This window comes from Pseudomonas sp. FP2338 (assembly GCF_030687515.1).
Classification (GTDB): Bacteria; Pseudomonadota; Gammaproteobacteria; order Pseudomonadales; family Pseudomonadaceae; genus Aquipseudomonas; species Aquipseudomonas salomonii.
In genome coordinates this window covers 1,626,239-1,649,626 of sequence record NZ_CP117436.1, presented here as the reverse complement: position 1 = coordinate 1,649,626, position 23,388 = coordinate 1,626,239, and the positions used below count along the sequence as shown (strand labels likewise).

Sequence of the window (23,388 nt, the reverse complement as noted above, 5' to 3'; positions counted from 1 at the left end):
CAGGCAAGCCAGCTCCCACAGGAGACCGCATTCAGTTCAAGAAGCCATCCGCGCGCAGCAGGGTTTCCAGGCAGTGTTCGCTGATGTGGTAGAACGCCTTCAGCTCCTGGATTTTTTCCAACAGTTGCGCATTGTCCACAGGCTCGGCCCGCTTGACCGCCAGAATCATCTTGTTCTTGTTGGTGTGTTCCAACGAGATGAACTCGAACACCTTGGTCTCGTAACCACAGGCCTCCAGGAACAGCGCACGCAAGCTGTCGGTGACCATTTCCGCCTGCTGGCCCAGGTGCAGGCCGTATTGCAGCATCGGCTTGAGCAACGGCGGGCTCTGGATCTGCAGGCGGATCTGTTTGTGGCAGCACGGCGAGCACATGATGATCGACGCACCGGAACGGATGCCGGTGTGGATCGCGTAATCAGTGGCGATATCGCAGGCATGCAGCGCGATCATCACATCCAGTTCGCTGGGCGCCACACTGCGCACATCACCGCATTTGAACACCAGCCCCGGATGCTCCAGGCGCGCAGCGGCGGTGTTGCACAGGGTCACCATGTCTTCACGCAATTCCACGCCCGTCACTTCGCCCTCGGCCTTGAGGGTGTTGCGCAGGTAATCGTGAATGGCGAACGTCAGGTAGCCCTTGCCCGAACCGAAATCCGCCACGCGCACAGGCTGGTCGAGCTTCAACGGCGATGAGGTCAGCGCATGGCTGAACACTTCGATGAACTTGTTGATCTGCTTCCACTTGCGCGACATCGACGGGATCAGCGCCTGTTTGGCGTCGGTGACGCCCAGGTCCGCAAGGAAGGGCCGGTTCAGGTCGAGGAAGCGGTTTTTCTCGCGGTTATGCTCAGCCGTAGGCGCCTCGCGCAATTGCTGCGGCTTGCTTTTGAACAGCGAGCTTTTGTTCTTTTTGCTGTATTCCAGCTGGGCTTCGTCGGTCAGCGACAACAGGTGCGCGTTCTTGAACGACGCCGGCAGCAGCGCAGCAATCGCCACCACGCCGTCGGCCAGCGGCAAGTTCTTGGTGATGTCGCGGGTTTTGTAACGGTAGACAAAGGACAGGCACGCCTGCTCTTTGACCACAACCTGCTTGATGATCAGCCGCTGCAAATCGGCTTCTTCGCCGACGTACTTGGCCAGCACCAGCTTGATAAACGCGTTCTGCGCGAGGCTTGCGCTCAGCAGTTCGATGAACTGGGCGTGATGATCCGGCGCAGGGCTGGCAGGTTGAGCGGTGACAGACATGAACAAAAACGCCTCGGGCAAAGAATGCCGGGCATTTTAGGGGGGATGAAGGTTTAGGGCACGGGGTTATTTGATCAACGGTCGCTCAGCCGCCGCAAATCAAATGCGCAAACCACTTTTCTATGGAAACTGACTTATGTGGGAACTGGCCAGCTCCCACATAAGCCCGGCTCCCACAGAAAAGCAGCTATTCCAACACGATCAACCGGTTAGGCAGCTCATTACGCGTCTGCGTCACCGGCACATGCACCTTCAGCAATTCACCACACGCTTCGATGCAGGCAATAAACCCCGCCAGCGTCTGCCCCTGCTTCACCTGCTGGGTGAACACCTTGACGATTTCATCCCAACTGCCGTCATCCAGGTGTTTGGAAATACCGTCGTCCACCAGGATCTCCACATACCGCTCCGCCTCGCTGACAAAAATCAGCACGCCGGTGCTGCCCAGCGTGTGGTGCAGGTTTTGCTCAAGGAACTGCCGCCGCGCCAGGTTCGATGCACGCCAATGCCGTACCGAACGCGGAATCAGGCGGGTGGTAACCTTGGGCAGGCGAAACACCAGGCACAGCACAATGAAGGTCGCCCATTGCGCCAGCAGCAAGGTGTACATGGTCAGGTAGCCCGACAGGTAGTGCACGATGCCAGGCACCACCAAGGCGATCAGGCTGGCCCACAGCAGCGGGATATAGGCGTAATCATCCGCGCGCGCGGCCAGCACGGTAACCAGTTCGGCGTCGGTGGTTTTTTCGACGCGGGCAATCGCTTCGGCGACTTGGCGCTGCTCGTGTTCAGTCAGTAATGCCATGGTTGTAGATGCTCTGTTCTAGTTATTGTCATTACCAGCCACCTGAGGCACCACCGCCGCCAAAACCACCGCCGCCGCCTCTGAAGCCACCGCCGCCTCCCCCGCCACCGCCGCCGCGTCCACTGCTGCTGAGAATCGCCAGCAGGATCGCCCCCACGGGCAGCCCCAGCCGATTGCACAGCCACAACACGCCGATCAGCAGGATGAACAGGCCGATGGAAAGCCCCGGATTATCCTTGGCAAAATTCGTATCCGCTACATGGGCCGGCACTGCCAGCGGCTCGCCGCCCACCACCTGAATCATGGCCGCAACACCGTCGCTGATGCCCTGGCTGTAATTGCCGGCCTTGAACTTGGGCGCGATCACCTGGTTGATGATCACCCACGACTGCGCATCGGTCAGTACGCCTTCAAGGCCATAACCGACTTCGATACGCAATTTGCGCTCATCACGGGCGACGATCAACAGCGCGCCATTGTCCTTGCCCTTCTGGCCGATGCCCCACTGGCGGCCCAATTGATAACCGTAGTCCTCAATGGGCACACCTTGCAGGTCGGGCACGGTGACCACCACGAGCTGGTCGCCCGAGGTTTGCTCCAGCGCCTGCAATTGCTGGGACAGCTGTGCACGTACCGCCGGGTCGATCATCTGCGCGGTGTCCACCACCCGCCCGGTCAAGGCCGGGAAGGTCAGCGCCGCCTGGGCCACGCCCACGCAGGCCAGCAGCCACAGCGCCAAGCCTATCCGTAATAAACGCATCGACACCTCAGAGAAGCCTTATTTGAACTTCACTTGCGGCGCTTTATCGGCGTCGGCACTGGTGGCCTCAAACGTGGCGCGGATCGGCAAGTCGCTGTACATCACGCTGTGCCAGAGGCGACCCGGGAAGGTGCGGATCTCGGTGTTGTAAGCCTGCACCGCCTGGATAAAGTCGCGACGGGCCACGGCGATACGGTTTTCGGTGCCTTCAAGCTGAGACTGCAACGCCAGGAAGTTCTGGTTGGCTTTGAGGTCCGGGTAGCGCTCGGACACCACCATCAAACGGCTAAGCGCACCGCTCAGGCCATCCTGGGCTTGCTGGAACTGCTTGAGTTTTTCCGGGTTGTCGAGGGTGCTGGCATCCACCTGAATCGAGGTGGCCTTGGCCCGCGCTTCAATCACAGCCGTCAGCGTGTCTTGCTCATGGGCCGCATAGCCCTTGACCACTTCCACCAGGTTGGGAATCAGGTCGGCGCGGCGTTGGTACTGGTTCTGCACCTGGCCCCAGGCGGCCTTGGCCTGTTCGTCCAGGGTCGGAATGGTGTTGATGCCGCAACCGCTCAGCACTGTGCTGATCAGTAGCAAAGCCGCGGCCTTGAAGCCCCAGCGGTAATGTTGTGCTGCTTGCATAGTGTTTCTCCTGCCCAATCTGGATGGAATGTGACGACTAACCCTATAAACCGCGCGCTTGGGGCATAATCCGCCACCACTGGATTGCGTCGAGCCAATCAGCTAAAAAGATGCCCAGCGCGAATAAGAGTTCACAAGTGTGGTGCATTAAGTGCAATAACACTCGAACAACAACATAGGTTCCCCCACATTTTGGCAGACCAGCGCATTTTTGCTGTGCAGTAGCCGAAAAAGGATATTCATGAAAAAGCTGTGTTTGCTCGGTCTTGTTGCCACTCTGGCCAGTCACCCCGTATGGGCAGAAACAAAGCCTGCTGCGCTTAAAGACAAGGACGCCTTTGTCAGCGACCTGCTCAAGCAGATGACCCTGGATGAAAAGATCGGCCAATTGCGCCTGATCAGCATCGGCCCGGAAATGCCCCGCGAGCTGATCCGCAAGGAAATCGCCGCCGGCCGCATCGGCGGCACATTCAACTCGATCACCCGCCCGGAAAACCGTCCGATGCAGGACGCGGCCATGCGCAGCCGATTGAAGATCCCGATGTTCTTCGCCTACGACGTGATCCACGGCCACCGTACGATTTTCCCGATCAGCCTGGCCCTGGCCTCCAGCTGGGACATGGACGCCATCGGCCGCTCCGGGCGCATCGCCGCCCAGGAAGCCGCCGCCGACAGCCTCGACATTACCTTTGCGCCGATGGTCGACATTTCCCGCGACCCACGCTGGGGCCGCACCTCCGAAGGTTTTGGTGAAGACACCTACCTGGTCTCGCGCATTGCCGAAGTGATGGTCAAGGCCTTCCAGGGCGTAAGCCCCGCGAATGCCGACAGCATCATGGCCAGCGTCAAGCACTTCGCCCTGTATGGCGCGGTGGAAGGCGGTCGCGACTACAACGTGGTCGACATGAGCCCGGTCAAGATGTACCAGGACTACCTGCCGCCGTACCACGCGGCGATCAAGGCCGGTTCCGGCGGCGTGATGGTGGCGCTCAACTCCATCAACGGCGTGCCGGCCACCGCCAACACCTGGCTGATGAATGATCTGCTGCGCAAGGACTGGGGCTTCAAAGGCCTGGCCGTGAGCGACCATGGCGCAATCTTCGAGCTGATCAAGCACGGTGTGGCCAAGGACGGGCGTGAGGCTGCCAAGCTGGCGATCAAGGCCGGCATCGACATGAGCATGAACGACTCGCTGTATGGCAAGGAATTGCCTGGCTTGCTCAAGTCCGGCGAAATCGAGCAAAGCGACATCGACAATGCGGTGCGCGAAGTGCTCGGCGCCAAGTACGACATGGGCCTGTTCAAAGACCCGTACCTGCGCATCGGCAAGGCCGAGGACGACCCGGCCGACACCTATGCCGACAGCCGCCTGCACCGCAGCGATGCCCGCGATATCGCCCGCCGCAGCCAGGTCTTGCTGAAAAACCACAACAACACCCTGCCGCTGAAAAAATCCGCGACCATCGCGCTGGTCGGCCCGCTGGCCAAGGCCCCGATCGACATGATGGGCAGTTGGGCCGCCGCCGGTAAGCCCGAACAATCCGTCACGCTGCTGGACGGCATGAACGCTGTAATCGGCGACAAAGGCAAAATCATCTACGCCCGTGGCGCCAACATCACCAACGACAAGGCCGTGGTCGACTACCTCAACTTCCTCAATTTCGATGCGCCGGAAGTGGTAGATGACACCCGCCCAGCCCAGGTGATGATCGACGAAGCGGTCAAGGCCGCCAAGGAAGCCGACGTAGTGGTCGCCGCCGTGGGCGAGTCCCGTGGCATGTCCCACGAGTCTTCCAGCCGCACCGACCTGAATATTCCGCAAAGCCAGCGCGACCTGATCAAAGCGCTCAAAGCCACCGGCAAACCGCTGGTATTGGTGCTGATGAACGGCCGCCCGCTGTCGATTGTGGATGAAAACAAAGAGGCTGACGCGATCCTGGAAACCTGGTTTGCCGGCACTGAAGGCGGCAACGCCATCGCCGACGTGCTGTTCGGTGACTACAACCCATCGGGCAAGCTGCCGATCACCTTCCCACGTTCGGTGGGGCAGATTCCGACCTACTACAACCACCTGAGCATCGGCCGACCGTTCACCCCTGGCAAGCCGGGCAACTACACCTCGCAGTACTTCGATGACGTCACCGGGCCGCTGTTCCCGTTCGGCTATGGCCTGAGCTACAGCACGTTCAGCCTGTCGGACATGGCGCTGTCGTCCACCACCCTGAACAAGACCGGCAAGCTCGACGCCAGCGTCACGGTGAAGAACACCGGCAAGGTCGATGGCGAAACCGTGGTGCAGTTGTATATCCAGGACGTGGCCGGCTCGATGATCCGCCCGGTCAAAGAGCTGAAGAACTTCCAGAAGGTCATGCTCAAAGCCGGTGAAGAACGCACGCTGCACTTCACCATCACCGAGGAAGACTTGAAGTTCTATAACACCCAACTCAAGTTCGCAGCGGAACCGGGCGAGTTCAATGTGCAGATCGGGTTGGATTCCCAGGATGTGCAGCAGCAGACATTTGAACTGCTCTGATCTAAAACTGTAAATGCGGTCAGTGTGGGAGCTGGCTTGCCTGCGATGCAGGCACCTCGGTGTGTCAGGTGTACTGAGGTGATGTTATCGCAGGCAAGCCAGCTCCCACATTTGATCTCAATAGCCTGTTTATCCGCGCCGATCCAGCAAGTTGACCACCAACCGATCAATCCAGCCCCACACCCGCTGCTTCACCCGCCGCCACAACGGCCGCGCCTTCCACGCCTCCAGGCTCACCGCCTGGCTCTTGGCAAAATCACGCTCGAAACTGCCCGCCACCGCTGCCGTCAACTCGGGGTCCAGCGCTTCGAGGTTGGCCTCCAGGTTGAAGCGCAAATTCCAGTGGTCGAAATTGCACGAGCCGACGCTCACCCAGTCGTCCACCAGCACCATTTTCAGGTGCAAAAAGCACGGCAGGTATTCAAAGATCTGCACGCCTGCGCGCAACAACCGTGGGTAATAACGGTGCCCGGCGTAGCGCACTGAAGGGTGATCGGTGCGCGGGCCGGTCAGCAATAAACGCACATCCACGCCACGCCCGGCTGCGCGGCGCAAGGCACGGCGCACGCTCCAGGTCGGAAGAAAATACGGGGTGGCCAGCCAGATGCGCGTCTTGCTGCTGTTCAGCGCGCGGATCAGCGACTGCAAGATATCGCGGTGCTGACGGGCATCGGCATACGCCACGCGCCCCAGGCCAGGCCCGGTGGCAGGCACCTTGGGCAAGCGCGGCAAACCGAAATGGGTGGCGGGTTTCCACTCGCGGCGCGCCGCATTGGCGTGCCATTGCCGGTCGAACAACGCCTGCCAGTCCAGCACCAACGGGCCGCTGATCTGCACCATCACTTCATGCCAGTCGGCGGTGTCTTGCCCTGGCGTCCAGAACTCATCGGTAACGCCCGTGCCGCCGACCACGCCGATGCCCTGATCGATCAGCAACAGTTTGCGATGGTCGCGGTACAGGTTACGCATCCAACGGCGCCAGCTCAGGCGATTGTAGAAGCGCAGTTGCACGCCCGCGTCGGTGAGGCGCTTACGCAGGCCCAGCGTGAAGGCCAGGCTGCCGTAATCATCAAACAGGCAGCGCACCTGAACGCCGCGCTCGGCTGCTTGCACCAACGCTTGCACCATGGCTTCAGCGCAAGCACCCGCCTCCACCAGGTACAACTCCAGATCGACCTGACGCTCGGCCCGGGCAATACCCACCAGCATCTGCGGGAAGAAACTCGGGCCGTCGATCAGCAACTCGAAGCGGTTGGCGCTGCGCCACGGGAACACTGCGCCGCTCATGTCAGCGCGCCGTGAAAATCAGCACCGCACCGACCGGCACCGACAAACTGATCGACGCCAAGCCGGCCGCCTTGCGCAGGGCCGCCACACCCGGCACCAAATCGAAATCCTCGGCATGCAGCACCACAGGTTCCAGGGTTACCACCTGGAAGCGTCGATCATCCAGGCGTGTGGCGAGCAGTTCGGCGCTGTAGGTTTGGGTCTTGCCGCGCAGGGTCACCGACAACGGCAGGCGCAACTCGATTTGCGCGCCAGGGGCCAGGTCGTTAATGGGTTGCAGGTTGATCTGCGCGCTGATCAGCGCTTCGGGGAAGGCCTTGATTTGGAACAGGTCATTGCGCATGCGCTCATCGCGCAGCGGGATGCCGCTGTTGATCGACTCCATCTCGACCTCAAGCTGCGCCGCGCCTTTGCTGTCGACCTTGCCGTGCAACACCAGGAAGCGATGCACCTCGGCAATCTCGGTGTTCTTGGTGGTGACGAACGACAGGCGCGAGGATTCGTTATCCAGGTACCAGTCGGCGTGGGCAGGCAAGGCGGCACACGTCAACAGCGTGAAGGCCAGGGTTTTGACATTGAACATAGAAACTCGAGGGGCAAAAAACCTGCACGAACCTTAAGCGCAATCTCACAGGCGGCGCAAATCCAATGTGGGAGCTGGCTTGCCTGCGTTGACGGCGGCACAGCCAACAGCAATGGTGACTGACCTGCCGCCATCGCAGGCAAGCCAGCTCCCACAGGGTTCGGTGGTTGCCTTTAGATCAGCGCCCGCTGCACATCGCGCACCGTCGCTTCGAGGCTAGCCATGTGCAGGTTCAATACGCGCTCCACCGGCGCCTGATGCATCGGCCAGTGCAACGCCATGCTGCCTACCAGCCGCCCATTGGCCTGCACCGGCAAAGCCACCGCGCGAATCAGAAACGGCAGGCGCACCGGGTATTCCCAATAGCCTTCAGTGCGCTGGCCAAACCCCTGGTGCTGGGTTTGCTCGCAGGTATGCACCTGCTCGTCCGCAGCCACATGATCGCGGCCCGCCAGACGCTGTACTTCCTCAACCGGTAATTGCGTCAGGCACGCCTTGCCCATCGCCGAGTGAAACAGGCTGGCGTGCTGGCCGACGATCTGGCAGTTATTGGGGTACAACTTGCGCAACACACTGGGGATCGCACTTTCCATGACTTCCAGGCGCTCGCCATCAAAGCAGGACAGATCCACCACCAGCCCGGTGCGCTCACTGAGTTCCAGCAGCCAGGGCGCGGCGCTTTCCACCACTTGGCGCTTGAAACGTTGCTGGGTGTCGCCGAACAGACGCTGGGCGCGCAGGCGGTAACGGCGGTCACTGAGGCCGCGATAGACCCAACCCTGTTCCTGCAAGGTCAGCAACATGCGCGACACCGTGGCCTTGGGCAAGCGTGTGAGGTAGTGCAACTCCTCCAGCCCCAAGGCCTGGTGCTCACCGAGCAATTCGACGATGGCGAGTGCGCGCTCAACCGACCGTACCGTGCCTGTCTCCATGTTCGATCTCCCTGTTGCCGGTGGATGATCATTTTTCACAGCAAGATACAGGCCCGATCGCAGGTCAACTCATCGATTCAAGGCACGCAGGCGGGCGACGCTTTACCCAGTGCGTCAGCTGTTCATGGGCATAAGCCAGCTGCAAGACAGCCCGGTCCGCCTGGGCCGGGCCGATAATCTGCAGCCCCATGGGCAAGCCTTGAGGATTGAAGCCCACCGGAATACTCATGCTCGGCAAGCCGGCCAATGTAGGGCCGATCACCACCTCCATCCAGCGGTGATAAGTGTCCATTTCGCGCCCACCCACACGGCGCGGCCACGCCTGTTGTGCATCAAAAGGGAACACTTGAGCGGTGGGCAACAGCAGGAAATCGTAACGTTCAAACAGCTTGGCCAAGGCGCGATACCACTCGCTGCGGTCCACTGAAGCCTGGTACACCTGCTGCGCACTCAAGCCCAGGCCGCCCTCCACTTCCCATTGCGCTTCGGGTTTGAGCAACGCGCGTTTTTGCGGGTTGGCGTAGGCCGCACCGAGGTTGCCGTGCACCAGCCAGTGGCGATGCACCAACCAGCAGCGCCATAGGCGCGCCAGGGAAAACGCCGGCTGGCAGCTTTCTACCTCGCAGCCCAATGCGGCGAAATCGCCGAGGGCCGACTCGCACAGGCTCATCACACCCTCGTCCATCGGCAAGTAGCCGTTGTAGTCACCCAGCCAGCCCAGGCGAACGCCTTTGAAGTCGCGCTGCAACGGCTGGCCGAACACCGACGGATCGTCCTTGGATGACAACGGCACCCGCGGGTCGTAACCGGCCTGAATGCTCAATAACTTCGCCACATCCGTGACGCTGCGGCCCATTGGGCCTTCGGTGCCCAGTTGCTGCACAAACAATTCCGGCGCCGGCCCGTGGGGTACACGCCCCTGTGAAGGGCGCAAACCAAACACGTTATTGAACGCCGCCGGGTTGCGCAGCGAGCCCATCATGTCGCTGCCATCGGCCACCGGCAGCATGCGCAGCGCCAACGCCACCGCCGCCCCGCCGCTGCTGCCGCCGGCCACCCGGCTTGGGTCATAGGCATTGCCGGTGGTGCCGAACAGCGTGTTGTAGGTCTGCGAGCCGAGGCCGAACTCCGGCACGTTGGTCTTGCCGATGATAATCGCGCCACTGGCCCGCACCCGCGCCACGCTGATGGCATCTTCGGTGGGCACATGTTCTGCGAACAGCGGCGAGCCGAGCGTGGTGCGCAAACCTTGGGTGGCCGCCAAATCCTTGATCGCCTGGGGCATGCCGTGCATCCAGCCACGGGACTTGCCCTGGTCCAGTTCGCGATCACAAGCGCGGGCTTCGGCCAGCACTTCATCGGCATCACGCAACGACACCAGCGCATTCACACGCGGGTTAAAACGCTGGATCTGCGCCAGGTAGTCACCCATCACCTCTTCACACGACACCTGCCGCGCATGGATCGCTTGCGACAGCTGCGTGGCATCCCAATCAACACGACTCAAGGCTTCACCTCATTGGAAAAGGGCAGCGGTTTCTTCGCCCGTGGGGCTTCGTGCATGCAGTAAGTGCCCATCAACGTCAGCACGCAAGCGAACAGTACATAAAACGACGGCGCCACTGGCGTACCGAGCACTTTGGTCAGCCAGGTCACGATCAACGGTGCGAAGCCGCCGAACACCATGACGGCGACGTTATAGGCCACCGACACACCCGTGGACCTCACCTCAATCGGAAACTGCTCGGCCAGCGCCGTCGGTGCCGGGCCGAAAAACCCGCCGATGGCCGTGCATAGCAGCACTTGCATCACCAGCAAGCGCTCGATCGACGGCGCTGCGGCCACCCACACATACAACGGGTAAACCATCACGAAGAACGCCAGGGTGAAGGCCATCAACACCGGCCGCCGCCCCAGGCGGTCCGAGAGCATGCCGGACAGCGGAATCACCACGGTCATCAGCGCCACCGCAAACAACTGCACCATCAGCACCTGGTCCAGCGGCAAACCGAGGCTCTTGTGCGCGAAGGTCGGCATATTCACCAGCACCACATAGAACGACACTGTCGCGCCGCAGGCCAAGCCCATGGACACGAGGATGCTGCGCCGATGCTCACGCAGCACGTCCATCAGGCTCGGCGCCGGGCCGGTGGCCTGTTTGCGTGCCTGGATAAATTCTTCCGGGTCTTCCAGGTGCCGGCGAATCCACAAGCCCACCGGGCCGATCAGCAAGCCCAGCACAAACGGCACGCGCCAGCCCCACAGGTCGAGGGTTTGCGGCGAAAAGAAGTGCGTGACCAGCGCCACCATCGCCGCGCCGCCGAACACCGCCAGGCACTGCCCCACCAACTGCCAGGAGCCATACAAGCCCTTGCGATGGGCCGGCGCGCTTTCCACCAGAAACGCCGTGGCGCTCGCGTATTCACCGCCGGTGGCAAAGCCCTGGAGCATGCGCGCCACCACAATCAGCAACGGCGCGCCCATGCCGATGGCGGCGTAATTGGGTGCGAAGGCGATCAATGCGATAGACACGGTCATCAGCCGGATAATCAACTGCATCGCGGCCTTGCGGCCTTTGCGGTCGGCATAGATGCCCAGCAGGATGCCGCCCACCGGGCGCATGAAAAAACCCACGCCGAAGGTGGCCAGGGCCATCAGCAGCGAGGCGTATTCATCCTCCGACGGAAAGAATTGCCGGGCGATGATGCTGGCCAGAAAGCCGTAAACGATAAAGTCATACCATTCCAGCGCATTGCCGATCACGGCCGCCACCACCTGGCGGGTGCGGGAAACGCCTGCGTGTGCAGTCTGCATGAGGAACACTCCATTCAACCGATAAGGGCAAGGGTCCAGCGGCAGAAAAAACAGCTCGTCAGGCAGGCTTGAGCCAGCTCTCGGCCAGCGCCCCCCAATAGGCGGCGCCGGTCAGCAGGATGTCGTCGTTAAAGTCATAGGCGGGGTTGTGCACCATCGGCCGCGACACGCCGTTGCCGATAAACAGGTAACTGCCGGGGCAGCGTTGCAGCATCCAGGCAAAGTCTTCACTGCCCATCAAGGTGCGAGTGTTGCCGTCAACCGCGTCGGCGCCGAGCAAGGCGATGCCGACTTGGCGAGCAAACTCGGTTTCTTCGGCGTGGTTGACCAGCACCGGGTAGGCCGGGCGATGTTCAACCTGCACCGTGCAGCCGAAGCTGGCGGCCTGGGTCTGGATGATCGCGTTGACCCGTTCGAGCATCTGCTCGCGCACCTTGGGATTCAGTGCACGCAGGCTCAGACGCAACAGCGCTTGCTGAGGAATCACGTTGGCGGCCTGCCCCGCTTGCAGCGCACCGACGGTGACCACGGCGGCTTCCTGGGTGTCGATATTGCGCGCCACCACGGTCTGCAAGGCCATGACCATACTCGCCGCCGCCACCAGCGGATCCACCGTCAGATGCGGCATGGAACCGTGGCCGCCGACGCCTTCCAGCGTCACGGTGAGCAAATCTTGCGAGGCCATCATCGGCCCGACGCGCAAGCCCAGATGCCCCGCCGGTAAGCCCGGCATATTGTGCATGCCGAATAGGCCATCACACGGAAAGCGCTCGAGCAAACCATCGGCCAGCATCGCCTCGGCGCCGCCCTGGCCTTCTTCGGCGGGTTGGAAAATCAGGTTCAAAGTGCCGTCAAATTGCCGCGTCGCCGCCAAGTAACGCGCGGCGCCGAGCAACATGGTGGTGTGGCCGTCATGGCCGCAGGCGTGCATGCAGCCGGCGTGCTGGCTGGTGTAGGCCGCGCCGGTGTTTTCGATGATGGGCAACGCGTCCATGTCGGCGCGAATCCCCAGCGTGCGCGAGCTGCTGCCATTGCGCAGCACACCGACCACACCGGTTTTGCCGATGCCGGTGTGCACTTCATAGCCCCAATCCCTCAAGGCCTGCGCAACGAGCGCGCTGGTGCGGTTCTCTTCAAAACCGAGTTCGGGATGGGCGTGGATATCATGGCGCACAGCGTGCAAGTCGCTGGCGACATCGCTGAGCCAATCCAGAATGTGCTGGTGTGGGCGCATGGTGATTCTCCTCACAGGCGGGTGGTCCCGTTCTTGTTGGCGACACATCGACAGCTAAGCGCGATGTGGGCGCGAGGACAATCAAAGGTGGTTCCACTGGGTGGAACCTGAGGCCGACACCTAATAACCCTGTGGCAAGCAAGCTTGCTTGAGCTGGGGTGCGAAGCGCCCCCAAAACGCGAGGCCCAACAAATAGAAGCTCCGTTCTGCGCAAGCAAAGGCCACGCGAAAGGACACTATTTCTTCAGGCACAACCACAGTAAATAGAAGGCGCCAAGCGGAATGGCAAAAACGAAATAAAACATCCAAAGCAGTACGTGCCCCCCATAAGATGCGGCGGCCCGTAGGGGATCTGTCGCCCAAAATTCTTTCCCAGTAAAACGAAAGACAACGTTTTCGACTGCACGCCTGGCCAGCGGGAACAACAGCGCATTTACCCCGCAGATCAAGATATAGAGGGCGGCCTTATCGCTTGATTTAAAAACGGAGACGCTCATGCAAAAAATGAACAGCGCAATAACGAAGCTTTTTAAATAATAATTTTTCTCCAGGCCCATTCGCGTTCTTATCATCCTGAAATAGTTTTCGGCCTTGCGCCCCAGCGTCATAAGTCTCCTTTCTATGCCTGTTGACGGCCGACGTGAGTGGGGTCGGCCGCGGGCAAGGTTACTACAGGCGCGCGCACTGGAAACGCGGCACCCGGCAAATTTCAAGGCAACAACCGACACTTCTGCCGCTGCGCATAACCCTGTGGCGAGCAAGCTTGCTTGCGCTGGGGTGCGAAGCGCCCCTAAAAGCCGGTGACTGCTGCGCAGTCAAACGGGACGGTGCGGCGATCCGACACCCGCCCTCGCCACACAACGCAGATTGCGGACAGCTATTGGCCACCGGTTGCGACGGCGCGTACATAGGGTTAACCTCGCCTCCGTCGCTGCTCATCAGTGACCGGGCGTGGAATCCCGAGAAAGAAGACGCTACAGCGTCGTCATACAATCAGTCGGCGCTTTTTTGTGCCCGCTGTTTGTGCTTTATGGCGGCTGTGCGTGGGAGGCCTTGTGCCTGCCGAGTCGCTTCTTCTCGGATTCCAACCTGCGTACAGCTGCCACCCTCATGCTTGGAATCGTGACTGGCAGCTCTTTTTGGTTGTACCAAAGGAGCAAGCATATGCCGTACGAAATACCCTCAGCCGAAACCATCGGCGCCGCCACCTTCGCAGATTGCGGAGAAAACAAAAGCCATTTGAAACTGTTCCGCGTCAACGCCGGGGTTCCGCTCGTAGAAGCCCTCGAACACGCATCCCACGTGCTCTATTACGCAAAAATGCTCGCCCTTGAAGCGGCCATGGACCCCAAGGCGGAGAAGTTCGCATTCGCCTCGCATTACCTGGGCGAAATGGGTAAGGCCATCATCGATGACCTGCTGCTGGCATTGCAGCCTGGCAGCCCAACCCCGCAGTAAGTCGTTCGCGCCCGGTGCAGTGCATCGGGCGCCTGTTTGGACAGCCTAATTTCCCAAGTTCAGCACAAATCCAATGTGGGAGCTGGTTTGCCTGCGATAGCGGCAGGTCAGTCAACATCACTGTCGCCTGTGCCGCCGTCATCGCAGGCAAGCCAGCTCCCACAGGGAATCTTTGGTGTGTCAGGGGTTGAGGCGACAGCCTTGGCGATCACCTAGCCACCGCGCCGTGTGTGTGCGCCCTAAGCCGCTTGCGGTGACTTCACTGCGTTCCGGCGAGTCAGTGAACGCGCTGGTCGGCACGTACTGCTTCACATACCCCAGGCAATAGTCCGCCGGGTTGTTCTCCACATACCGGCACGAGCAATATTCCTTGGCGGTGTACGCCGCGATGATGTCGGGGAAGGCTTGCAGGTTGACGCGTTCGTGCCACACCCAGCCCAACAGGGCGAGCAGTAACAGTAAAAAAACACTGATAACCGGATGACGACGGATCATGGTTGCACCGCTGCCAGTACGCGTTTGAGCAGTTCGTTGTGGCGGTAAGTGCCGTCGCGGTCATCGCCGTAGCGCACGATCACCAGGTGTTCGTCGGGCAGCACATAGAGCGCCTGGCCCCAGTGGCCGAGGGCGGCGAAGGTGTCGGCAGGCGCATCGGGCCAGGGTCTTGGGGCGCCTTGTAGGTCGAGGTTAAGCCACCATTGCCCGCCGGGGACGGCTTCGTCCTGGCCGGCCTGGTATTTGTCGAATGGCTGGCGGTTGAAGGCGACCCATTCTTTAGGCAGCAATTGCTGTTCTCCCCAACGACCGTCGCGCGCCATCAGCAGGCCGACCCGCGCCAAATCGCGGGCGGTGAGGTAGGCGTAAGAGGAGGCGACAAAGGTTTCGTCGGCATCGGTTTCCCAGGTGGCGTTGTGAATGCCCAGCGGCTTGAACAGCGCATCCCACGGGTAACTCATATAGGCCTTGTGGCCGAGCATGCCTTTAAGGGCGGCGGACAAAATATTGCTGTCACCACTGGAATAACGAAAGACCTGGCCCGGTGCGGCGGCGGCCTCGGTGGCTGCGGCAAACTCGGCCATGTCGCTGCGGCCTCGGGTGTAGAGCATCGCCACCACGGAGGATTTCAGCGGGGCGTATTCGTAGTCTTCCTGCCAGTCCAGGCCCGAGCCCCAGTGCAGCAGGTCGGCCATGCTCACTGTGGGGTGTTGCTTCATTGGCGGGTAAAAACGCGCGGCCGGGTCAGTGAGTTTGAAGCGGTTTTCGCCGTAGGCCACACCGAGCACGGTGGCCATCAGGCTTTTGCTCACCGACCAGGTCAAGTGCGGCGTGCTGGCGGTGGTGGGCGCGTCGTAGCGCTCGTAAACGATCACGCCATCGCGGATCACCAGCAGCGCATCGGTGCGGATGCCTTTACGAGTGGCGTCGTCACGCGGTGGAAAAGCGTAGGCATTCAGTGCATCGACCGCCGCGCCTTCGAGGGGCTCGCCCTTGGCCCATTCCTTGTCCGGCCAAGTGTCGGCGTGGGCGGCAGCGGTGACTAACAGCAGGGCAACGCACAACAGGCCTCGGACCATGGACGCAAACTCAAGGGGGCTTTCAAGCCCGCGAGCCTAGCCCAGGCGTATGACAGATTTGCGACAGGAACGCCTGTCATCCAAGCGTCACCATAACTTCATGGAGCTGACACCGAGCCTACATAGCCTGAGTTTGGACAAACAAGTCGACCGGCCGGTACGTGGCCGGCACTCGGAGATTCGCCATGACTCAGATCGCCCGCATCAGCGACACCGGCAATGAACGCCGCCTGCAAGCCGAACGCCTGGTTGGCGCCAGGGCTTTGCAGGAAGCCCAGGCCCTGCGTTTCAACGTGTTCAGCGGCGAGTTCAACGCCAAGCTGAAAGGCGCGGAACAGGGTCTGGACATGGATGACTATGATGTTCACTGCAGCCACATCGGCGTGCGGGATTTGAACAGCGGTCGACTGGTGGCCACCACCCGTTTGCTCGACCACCAGGCCGCCAGCACCTTGGGCCGGTTCTACAGCGAAGAAGAATTCAGCCTGCATGGCTTGCTGCACTTACAAGGCCCGATCCTGGAGATCGGCCGCACCTGCGTCGACCCGGCCTACCGCAACGGCGGCACCATCGCGGTGCTCTGGGGCGAGTTGGCCGAAGTGCTCAACCAGGGCGGTTACAGCTACCTGATGGGTTGCGCGAGCATCCCGATGCACGACGGCGGCATCCAGGCCCACGCGATCATGCAGCGCTTGCGCGAACGCTACCTGTGCAACGAGCACCTGCGCGCCGAACCAAAAAAACCCCTGCCGGCGCTGGACCTGCCGTCCAACGTGATCGCGGAAATGCCGCCGTTGCTCAAGGCTTATATGCGCCTGGGCGCGAAGATCTGCGGCGAGCCGTGCTGGGATGAAGACTTCCAGGTGGCCGACGTGTTCATCCTGCTCAAGCGCGATGAGTTGTGCCCGCGTTACGCCCGCCACTTCAAGGCGGCCATGTGATGAGCCGCCTGCGCATATACGGGCGCATTGCCCGGGTGCTGCTGGTGGTGGCGCTGGGGTTGAGCATGGCCAGTGTGTTTGGCGTGTTCGAGCGTTTGCGCATTGCCAACTCAATGGTGCGGCGCCAGCGTTGGTCGCGGTTTTTTATGGCGCGGCTGACCAACGCCCTGCCCTTTCGCGTGACGGTACACGGTGAACTGCCGACGCAGCCGATGCTGTGGGTGAGCAATCACGTGTCCTGGACCGACATTCCGCTGCTCGGCGCGGTGGCGCCGATGTCGTTTTTGTCCAAGGCCGAAGTGCGCACCTGGCCGGTGGCCGGCTGGTTGGCGGCGAAGGCCGGCAGCCTGTTTATCCGCCGCGGTTCGGGCGACAGCCAGTTGATCCGCAAGCAGATGACCCGGCATCTGGAGCAACAGCACCCGCTGCTGATGTTCCCCGAAGGCACCACCACCGACGGGCGCAGCCTGCGCACGTTCCATGGGCGCTTGCTGGCCAGTGCGATTGATGCGGATGTGTCGCTGCAACCGGTGGCGATTCGTTATTTGCGTGATGGGCAAGTGGATGCGCTGGCACCGTTTATTGGCGATGACGATTTGCTCTCGCACCTGATGCGTCTGTTTAGTAATGACCAGGGTGATGTGGAGATTCATGTGCTCCAGCCGATTGCCTGTGCCGGGCAGGAACGTGCGGCGCTGGCCTATCAGGCGCAGCAGGCGGTGCAGAAGGCGTTGTTTGGGCCGGTGCCGGAGGTGGAGCAGGTAGATACTCGGCCGGCGTTTGCAGCTTAAGATGAACTGAAAATCGGTTCAAATGTGGGAGCTGGCTTGCCTGCGATAGCGGTGGGTCAGCCACATCTCTTTCGACTGACAGACTGCTATCGCAGGCAAGCCAGCTCCCATATTTAGATCTCAGTTAGAGCTCAGTCATCAGTTGGGCTTGTGCGAATTTCTGCAATTCGGGGTAGAACACCCGGAAGTCTTCGCTCAACGGCTCATACAAAACCCGCAACTCCTGCATCGCATGGCCCAATTCCTGGGGCTGTGTCAGCCGCCGCGAAATCCCGCGCAGCACCTGCTCCATCACCGCAAACTCGCGGTACGAACCCAACCAATCATCCGCCGCCATATAGGGTGCAATCTGCGCCAGCCGCCCCGGCAACTGCGGCTCGGCCGCCAACACGCGGTACACCTGCGCGGTGAAGCGCTCCAGCGGTTGGTCCGCGTACAGCGCCCAATCCCGCGCCAGGCAATGGTCGAAAAACACATCGAGGACAATCCCGGCGTAGCGCTTGCGGGTCAGGCTGAAGCGTGACAACGCCTCACCCACCAGTGGGTGGCTGTCGGTAAAGCGGTCGATCGAGCGGTGCAGCTGAATCGCCGACTCGATTTGCGGGCTGAACTGGCCTTGCAGGCGGCCTTTTACAAAGTCGCCATACAGGCTGCCGAGCAATTGAGCAGGAAGTTGGCCGCCCAGGTGCAGATGTGCGAGATAATTCATGCCGCGCAGTCTACCACTGCCGCTTACGTATCGTTATAACCCGATATACCGAAATAGCCTGAACTCAGATCAAAATCATATTGGTATATCGGGATAGACCGATTTAAAGTTCGCCTCATCGCGATATAACGCTGTACGAAACCGAGCAACCGCCATGTCCATCGACCTCGACGAAATAATAAAAGCCCTGGCACACCCAGTACGACGAGACATCCTCACCTGGCTGAAAGACCCGAAGGTGCAGTTCCCCGAGCAGGTGCACAACCACGAATACGGCATTTGTGCCGGGCAGATCGACCAGCGTTGCGGCTTGTCCCAGTCGACCGTGTCGGCGCACCTGGCCACCTTGCAACGCGCCGGGTTGATCAGCAGCCAAAAGGCCGGGCAGTGGCACTTTTTCAAACGCAACGAGGCAACCATCCAGGCCTTCCTCGCGGCGCTCATCACCGAACTCAGCGCTGACGAAAACGCAGCGCTGTAACAAGGAAATACCAATGCCCCTCTCGCTACTCATACTGGCCCTCAGCGCCTTTGCCATCGGCACCACCGAGTTCGTCATCATGGGCTTGCTGCCCGATGTGGCGGCGGACTTGGGCGTGTCGATCCCCGGCGCCGGCTGGCTGGTTACCGGCTACGCCTTGGGCGTGGCGATTGGCGCGCCGTTCATGGCACTGGCCACCGCCAGGCTGCCACGCAAGGCCGCGTTGGTAGCGTTGATGGGCATCTTTATTGTCGGCAACCTGCTCTGCGCCCTGGCCAGTGACTACAACGTGCTGATGTTTGCCCGTGTGGTCACCGCGCTGTGCCACGGTGCGTTCTTCGGCATTGGTTCGGTGGTGGCGGCCAACCTGGTGCCGGCCAACAAGCGTGCTTCGGCCGTGGCCTTGATGTTCACCGGTTTGACCCTGGCCAACGTGCTCGGCGTACCGCTGGGCACCGCGCTGGGCCAGGCCACCGGCTGGCGCTCGACGTTCTTTGCCGTCACGGTGATCGGCGTGATCGCGCTGATCGGCCTGATCCGCTTTCTGCCCGCCAAGCGTGACGAAGAAAAACTCGACATGCGCGCCGAACTCAAAGCCCTCAAAGGCGCGGGTATCTGGTTGTCGCTGACCATGACTGCATTGTTCTCCGCGTCCATGTTCACCCTCTTTACTTACGTCGCACCGCTGCTCGGCGATGTCACCGGCGTGTCGCCCAAAGGCGTGACCTGGACCCTGCTGCTGATCGGCCTGGGCCTGACCGTCGGCAACATCATCGGCGGCAAGCTGGCGGATAAACGCCTGGCGGCCACCCTGATTGGCGTGTTTATCAGCATGGCGGTGGTGTCCACGGTGCTGACCTGGACCAGCGTCGCGGTGATCCCGACAGAAATCACCCTGTTCCTGTGGGCCACCGCCTCGTTTGCCGCCGTACCGGCGCTGCAGATCAACGTGGTGACCTTCGGCAAGGCCGCTCCGAACCTGGTGTCCACCTTGAATATCGGCGCCTTCAACATCGGCAACGCCCTCGGCGCCTGGGTCGGCGGCAGCGTGATTGCCCACGGTTTTGGCCTGACCAGCGTGCCTTTGGCGGCGGCGGCCCTGGCGATCCTGGCCCTGCTGGTGACCTTGATTACTTTCCGTCAGAGCGGCGATGCCGACCTGGCCCCTGCGACCGACTGATCAATCCACTTAAAGAGAAGGGTGTTTTCCCATGACGACTATTTTCGATCCGATCAAACTGGGCGACCTGGAATTGTCCAACCGCATCATCATGGCGCCGCTGACCCGCTGCCGCGCCGATGAAGGCCGCGTACCGAATGCGCTGATGGCCGAGTACTACGTGCAACGCGCTTCCGCCGGGCTGATCCTCAGCGAAGCCACCTCCGTGACGCCGCTGGGCGTGGGCTACCCGGACACGCCGGGCATCTGGTCCAACGACCAGGTGCGCGGCTGGGCCAATGTCACCAAGGCGATACACGGCGCGGGCGGCAAGATCTTCCTGCAACTGTGGCATGTGGGCCGTATCTCCCATGAGTCGTACCTGAACGGCGAAACCCCGGTGGCACCCAGCGCCATCCAGCCTAAAGGCCACGTCAGCCTGGTTCGCCCACTCGCCGACTACCCGACCCCACGTGCCCTGGAAACCGCTGAAATCGCCGACATCGTTGACGCTTACCGCGTCGGTGCCGAGAACGCCAAAGCGGCAGGCTTTGACGGCGTGGAGATCCACGGCGCCAACGGTTACCTGCTCGACCAGTTCCTGCAAAGCAGCACCAACCAGCGCACCGACAACTACGGCGGCTCCCTGGAAAACCGCGCTCGCCTGCTGCTGGAAGTGACCGACGCCGCTATCGAAGTCTGGGGCGCCGGCCGTGTGGGTGTGCACCTGGCACCCCGCGCCGACTCCCATGACATGGGCGACGATAACCTGGCGGAAACCTTCACTTACGTCGCCAGCGAGCTGGGCAAGCGTGGCATCGCGTTTATCTGCTCGCGTGAAAAAGAAGCCGGCGACAGCCTCGGCCCACAGCTGAAAAAAGCCTTCGGCGGCGCGTACATCGCCAACGAACGCTTCACCAAAGACAGCGCCAACGCCTGGCTGGCGGCCGGCAAGGCCGATGCGGTGGCCTTCGGCGTGCCGTTCATTGCCAACCCGGACCTGCCGGCACGCTTGAAGGCCGATGCGCCGTTGAACGAACCGCACCCGGAAACCTTCTACGCTAAAGGCCCGGTGGGTTACATCGACTACCCGACGCTGGCGTTGTGATGTAATTCGCTGAAACGAAAAAGCCCCGGTTCGCAGGAACCGGGGCTTTTTTAATGCGCGCTTGAGCACACCAGCTCCCACGCAAGCCCCACCTTAGGAACCTTGCGCAGCACTCGGAAACACTCCTTCACAGCCTTGCAACAAAATTGCTACAAAATACTTAGGCGGCTACCTATCAACCGCCCGCCAGCCCGTATATAAAGTCACCCCACAAATCCTGCGAAGGGACGATTGACTGTCTCTGGACTTTACTGTTGACACAACTGGATGCAATTACGCATTTTGTCTTAATTGCGCAGGCTGGGGCTCAAGCGCAGCATGTCCAGCCCTGCGTCCACCCAGCGTTCAGCGTCCTGATGCAGTTGGAAGCTGTCGGGTACCAACAGCCACTGGCCAATCAAGCCGTGGATGTAAGCATGAATGCACACCGCGCCCCGCGTGGTGTCGAGGTTTTCCGGAAGTTGCCCGCGATGGACCGCGTTGCGCAGCGTCAGGCCGATGCGCAGGTTGCATTCCAGGCTGTGGGTCTGGCGTTGGCGCCGCATGTCGCACATTTCATCGGTGAACTCGCACTTATGAAACAGGATTTCGTTGATGCGCCGGGTTTTCGGGTCCAGGGCCACTTGATGATAAAGATGGATCAACAGCTTGCGCATACAACCCAGCGGGTCGACTTCATCCTCGCTTTCACTGGCCCGGGCCAGTTCGTCCAGGGGTTCGTGCAGCGTGTCGAGCAGTGCCTGGAGCAAATCGGACTTGTTACTGAAATGCCAATAGATAGCCCCGCGCGTCACCCCGGCCAACGCGGCGATGTCCGCCAGCGTGGTGCGGGCCACTCCGCGTTGATAAAAGGCTTGCTCGGCGGCGTCGAGAATCTGGCTGCGCGTTTCCTGAGCTTCCTCTTTGGTGCGACGAACCATGGCAGTAAAACCTCAATCAGGACACTGTGGATGGTGCTTGAGCATCATCTGAATAATTGTGGGACGACGTCGTCTTGGGCGCCGAACGTACTAAAATCGAGGCTTTGGCGGATGCTTTGTCAACAATCCGCGAAACCTGTCAAGAGTTTACAAACAACCGTGAACGTAAGTATATTGCGTAGCAAGCTACTTATCCACTCACGGCTTGTTTTTTACCCTTCCACACTTCTTGTGCGCACTCTGCGCGCCTGACCCGAGGATCTTCATGCAACTTAAGCCAGCTGTTACCGCTCTGGTCACTGCCGTCGCCCTGGCATCGCTGCTCAGCGGATGTAAAAAGGAAGAAGCGGCTCCGCCCGCTCAAACCCCTCAGGTCGGCGTGGTCACCATTCAACCGCAAGCCTTCACCCTGACGTCCGAATTGCCAGGCCGCACCACCGCCTACCGCATCGCGGAAGTTCGTCCCCAGGTGAACGGCATCATTCTCAAGCGCCTGTTCAAGGAAGGCGGCGACGTGAAGGAAGGGCAACAGCTCTACCAGATCGACCCGTCGGTGTATGACGCCACCCTCAAAAGCGCACAAGCGAAACTGACCCAGACCAAGTCCATCACCGACCGCTACAAGCAACTTGTCGATGAGCAAGCCGTCAGCCGTCAGGAATACGACACCGCCGTGGCCAACCGCATGACGTCTGAAGCCGACGTGCAAACCGCCCAGATCAACGTGCGCTACACCAAAGTGTTCGCGCCGATCTCCGGGCGTATTGGTCGTTCTTCGGTCACCGAAGGCGCGCTGGTCAGCAATGGCCAGGCCGATGCCATGGCCGTGATTCAGCAACTGGACCCGATCTATGTCGACGTCACCCAGTCGTCGGCTGAAATGCTGAAACTGCGCCGCGACCTCGAAAGCGGCCAGCTGGAGAAAGCCGGCGAAAACGCGGCCAAGGTCAAGCTGACCCTGGAAGACGGCAGCGCCTACGCCCAGGACGGCAAGCTGGAGTTCTCCGAAGTGTCGGTTGACCAGACTACTGGCTCCGTGACCCTGCGCGCCGTATTCCCCAACCCTGACCACACCCTGCTGCCGGGCATGTTCGTGCACGCCCAACTGCAAGCGGGTGTGAACAGCAAGGCCATCCTGGCACCGCAGCAAGGCGTGACCCGTGACCTGAAGGGCACGCCAACGGCGCTTATCGTCAACGCCGACAACAAGGTCGAGCAGCGCGAGCTGGTAGCCAACCGTACGTACGGCGCCTACTGGCTGGTGGAAAAAGGCCTGAACGCCGGCGACCGTGTGATCACAGAAGGCTTGCAATACGTCAAGCCGGGCGTCGAGGTCAAAGTCAAGCCGGCCGACAACGCCAAGCCTGCTGACGCTGGCAGTGCTGCTGCTCCTGCTGCCGCTGCTGGCAAAGGGGAGTAA

At 61.0% G+C, this 23,388-nt stretch carries 23 protein-coding genes; 8 read left to right on the top strand and 15 right to left on the bottom strand.

Translation table 11 applies throughout. The features are described 5' to 3' along the window. Window positions 1–31: 31 nt before the first annotated feature. The 4 genes from PSH96_RS07415 to PSH96_RS07400 all read right to left on the bottom strand — a co-directional run bounded on the left by PSH96_RS07415 (window position 32) and on the right by PSH96_RS07400 (window position 3,444). Window positions 32–1,249 carry an SAM-dependent methyltransferase gene (locus PSH96_RS07415; RefSeq protein WP_305458517.1) on the bottom strand — a complete coding sequence of 406 codons (1,218 nt, stop codon included), beginning with the start codon at window positions 1,247–1,249 and terminating at the stop codon, window positions 32–34. A 187-nt stretch (window positions 1,250–1,436) separates the two neighbouring features. Beyond that, entirely contained in the window at window positions 1,437–2,054 is a 618-nt protein-coding gene (locus PSH96_RS07410; protein WP_305458516.1) for a TPM domain-containing protein, read from the bottom strand. Window positions 2,055–2,085: 31 nt separating this feature from the next. Next, on the bottom strand, window positions 2,086–2,814 hold the full coding sequence (locus PSH96_RS07405) for a YgcG family protein (RefSeq protein ID WP_305458515.1): 729 nt from the start codon (window positions 2,812–2,814) through the stop codon (window positions 2,086–2,088). A gap of 18 nt (window positions 2,815–2,832) precedes the next feature. Further along, the gene (locus PSH96_RS07400) at window positions 2,833–3,444 is read right to left on the bottom strand and encodes a LemA family protein (protein ID WP_017137266.1); all 612 of its coding nucleotides are present in this window, start codon (window positions 3,442–3,444) and stop codon (window positions 2,833–2,835) included. Window positions 3,445–3,685: 241 nt separating this feature from the next. On the opposite strand from PSH96_RS07400, the gene bglX reads away from it, so the two are divergent. Then, on the top strand, window positions 3,686–5,977 hold the full coding sequence (gene bglX, locus PSH96_RS07395) for a beta-glucosidase BglX (RefSeq protein WP_305458514.1): 2,292 nt from the start codon (window positions 3,686–3,688) through the stop codon (window positions 5,975–5,977). A 129-nt stretch (window positions 5,978–6,106) separates the two neighbouring features. Here bglX and PSH96_RS07390 read toward each other — a convergent pair whose 3' ends face one another. The 7 genes from PSH96_RS07390 to PSH96_RS07360 all read right to left on the bottom strand — a co-directional run bounded on the left by PSH96_RS07390 (window position 6,107) and on the right by PSH96_RS07360 (window position 13,435). Further along, window positions 6,107–7,264, bottom strand: a complete 1,158-nt coding sequence (locus PSH96_RS07390; protein ID WP_305458513.1) for a phosphatidylserine/phosphatidylglycerophosphate/cardiolipin synthase family protein — start codon at window positions 7,262–7,264, stop codon at window positions 6,107–6,109. A gap of 1 nt (window position 7,265) precedes the next feature. Continuing rightward, window positions 7,266–7,847 carry a YceI family protein gene (locus PSH96_RS07385; RefSeq protein ID WP_305458512.1) on the bottom strand — a complete coding sequence of 194 codons (582 nt, stop codon included), beginning with the start codon at window positions 7,845–7,847 and terminating at the stop codon, window positions 7,266–7,268. A 173-nt stretch (window positions 7,848–8,020) separates the two neighbouring features. Beyond that, a complete protein-coding gene (locus PSH96_RS07380; protein ID WP_017137263.1) occupies window positions 8,021–8,779 on the bottom strand; it encodes an IclR family transcriptional regulator in 759 nt (252 codons plus the stop codon). 64 nt (window positions 8,780–8,843) lie between these two features. Then, window positions 8,844–10,286 carry an amidase gene (locus PSH96_RS07375; protein ID WP_305458510.1) on the bottom strand — a complete coding sequence of 481 codons (1,443 nt, stop codon included), beginning with the start codon at window positions 10,284–10,286 and terminating at the stop codon, window positions 8,844–8,846. Continuing rightward, window positions 10,283–11,593 carry a citrate-proton symporter gene (locus tag PSH96_RS07370; RefSeq protein WP_305458508.1) on the bottom strand — a complete coding sequence of 437 codons (1,311 nt, stop codon included), beginning with the start codon at window positions 11,591–11,593 and terminating at the stop codon, window positions 10,283–10,285. The genes PSH96_RS07375 and PSH96_RS07370 overlap by 4 nt, the downstream gene beginning before the upstream one ends. 58 nt (window positions 11,594–11,651) lie before the next feature. Continuing rightward, complete coding sequence (locus PSH96_RS07365) at window positions 11,652–12,827, bottom strand: M20 aminoacylase family protein (RefSeq protein ID WP_305458506.1); 1,176 nt, start codon at window positions 12,825–12,827, stop codon at window positions 11,652–11,654. 236 nt (window positions 12,828–13,063) lie between these two features. Further along, window positions 13,064–13,435, bottom strand: coding sequence for a colicin E1 family microcin immunity protein (locus tag PSH96_RS07360; RefSeq protein ID WP_305458505.1), 372 nt, complete (start codon window positions 13,433–13,435; stop codon window positions 13,064–13,066). 556 nt (window positions 13,436–13,991) lie between these two features. Here PSH96_RS07360 and PSH96_RS07355 point away from each other — a divergent pair. After that, entirely contained in the window at window positions 13,992–14,285 is a 294-nt protein-coding gene (locus PSH96_RS07355; RefSeq protein WP_305458503.1) for a DUF3077 domain-containing protein, read from the top strand. A gap of 180 nt (window positions 14,286–14,465) precedes the next feature. Here PSH96_RS07355 and PSH96_RS07350 read toward each other — a convergent pair whose 3' ends face one another. Together PSH96_RS07350 and PSH96_RS07345 are read right to left on the bottom strand one after the other, a co-directional pair. Next, window positions 14,466–14,780, bottom strand: a complete 315-nt coding sequence (locus PSH96_RS07350) for an amidase (protein WP_236372427.1) — start codon at window positions 14,778–14,780, stop codon at window positions 14,466–14,468. Then, window positions 14,777–15,859 carry a serine hydrolase gene (locus tag PSH96_RS07345; protein WP_305458501.1) on the bottom strand — a complete coding sequence of 361 codons (1,083 nt, stop codon included), beginning with the start codon at window positions 15,857–15,859 and terminating at the stop codon, window positions 14,777–14,779. Before PSH96_RS07345 ends, PSH96_RS07350 begins: the two co-directional genes overlap by 4 nt. A gap of 185 nt (window positions 15,860–16,044) precedes the next feature. On the opposite strand from PSH96_RS07345, the gene olsB reads away from it, so the two are divergent. Beyond that, complete coding sequence (gene olsB, locus PSH96_RS07340; RefSeq protein WP_305458499.1) at window positions 16,045–16,800, top strand: L-ornithine N(alpha)-acyltransferase; 756 nt, start codon at window positions 16,045–16,047, stop codon at window positions 16,798–16,800. Further along, window positions 16,800–17,591 (top strand): lysophospholipid acyltransferase family protein, encoded by a 792-nt coding sequence (locus tag PSH96_RS07335; RefSeq protein ID WP_305458497.1) that lies wholly within the window; start codon window positions 16,800–16,802, stop codon window positions 17,589–17,591. The genes olsB and PSH96_RS07335 overlap by 1 nt, the downstream gene beginning before the upstream one ends. A gap of 124 nt (window positions 17,592–17,715) precedes the next feature. Here the strand turns inward: PSH96_RS07335 and PSH96_RS07330 are convergent, their stop codons facing one another. Beyond that, window positions 17,716–18,300, bottom strand: coding sequence for an ACP phosphodiesterase (locus tag PSH96_RS07330; protein WP_305458495.1), 585 nt, complete (start codon window positions 18,298–18,300; stop codon window positions 17,716–17,718). A gap of 154 nt (window positions 18,301–18,454) precedes the next feature. Here PSH96_RS07330 and PSH96_RS07325 point away from each other — a divergent pair, with 154 nt between their 5' ends. Genes PSH96_RS07325 through PSH96_RS07315 form a run of 3 tightly spaced genes read left to right on the top strand, consistent with a single transcriptional unit; the run spans window position 18,455 to window position 21,048 of the window. Beyond that, window positions 18,455–18,781 carry a helix-turn-helix transcriptional regulator gene (locus tag PSH96_RS07325; protein ID WP_017137252.1) on the top strand — a complete coding sequence of 109 codons (327 nt, stop codon included), beginning with the start codon at window positions 18,455–18,457 and terminating at the stop codon, window positions 18,779–18,781. A gap of 13 nt (window positions 18,782–18,794) precedes the next feature. Beyond that, entirely contained in the window at window positions 18,795–19,961 is a 1,167-nt protein-coding gene (locus PSH96_RS07320) for an MFS transporter (RefSeq protein ID WP_305458493.1), read from the top strand. 31 nt (window positions 19,962–19,992) lie between these two features. Beyond that, on the top strand, window positions 19,993–21,048 hold the full coding sequence (locus PSH96_RS07315; protein ID WP_305458491.1) for an alkene reductase: 1,056 nt from the start codon (window positions 19,993–19,995) through the stop codon (window positions 21,046–21,048). Between the two features lie 287 nt (window positions 21,049–21,335). Here the strand turns inward: PSH96_RS07315 and PSH96_RS07310 are convergent, their stop codons facing one another. Next, window positions 21,336–21,968, bottom strand: coding sequence for a TetR family transcriptional regulator (locus PSH96_RS07310; RefSeq protein ID WP_056857447.1), 633 nt, complete (start codon window positions 21,966–21,968; stop codon window positions 21,336–21,338). 265 nt (window positions 21,969–22,233) lie between these two features. On the opposite strand from PSH96_RS07310, the gene PSH96_RS07305 reads away from it, so the two are divergent. Next, window positions 22,234–23,388 carry an efflux RND transporter periplasmic adaptor subunit gene (locus PSH96_RS07305; RefSeq protein WP_305458489.1) on the top strand — a complete coding sequence of 385 codons (1,155 nt, stop codon included), beginning with the start codon at window positions 22,234–22,236 and terminating at the stop codon, window positions 23,386–23,388.